At 65.3% G+C, this 383-nt stretch carries 1 pseudogene; it reads right to left on the bottom strand.

Annotation, left to right across the window (positions count from 1 at the left end):
• Window positions 1–383: pseudogene (locus tag EN862_RS35020) on the bottom strand (DNA ligase-associated DEXH box helicase); the annotation flags it as partial.

Genomic DNA, 383 nt, shown 5'->3' with positions numbered 1-383 from the left:
CTGGAAGCGCAGCCAGTCGGCGACCTGCTCCGGCAGCTTCTTCCAACGCTGCGGATCGTCCAGCATGGCGCGCACCTGCTCGGCGAGATAGGTCGAAAGCGGAAACTTGCCGCCGCCATAGTAGGGCACCTTGGCATCGCTGCCGGGCGCGTTCGACACGAAGCATTCATTCTCGCGAATGCCTTCGAAGCGCAGCACCTTCCCGGCAAACATGAAGGTATCGCCATGGGTCAGCGTCTCCAGGAACGCCTCCTCGATCTTGCCGAGGACCCGGCCGCCGCGCGAAGCCGACCCTTTGCTGCCGGCCTGCACGTAGCGCACGTTGAGCGCCGGCACCTCGATGATGGTGCCGACGTTCAGCCGGTACTGCTGGGCGACGCGAG

Origin of the sequence: Mesorhizobium sp. M2E.F.Ca.ET.219.01.1.1, assembly GCF_004016445.2 — a bacterium.
Lineage (GTDB): Bacteria > Pseudomonadota > Alphaproteobacteria > Rhizobiales > Rhizobiaceae > Mesorhizobium.
The sequence above is the reverse complement of the archived record's forward strand: the minus strand, read 5'-3'. Positions and strand labels throughout refer to the sequence as shown.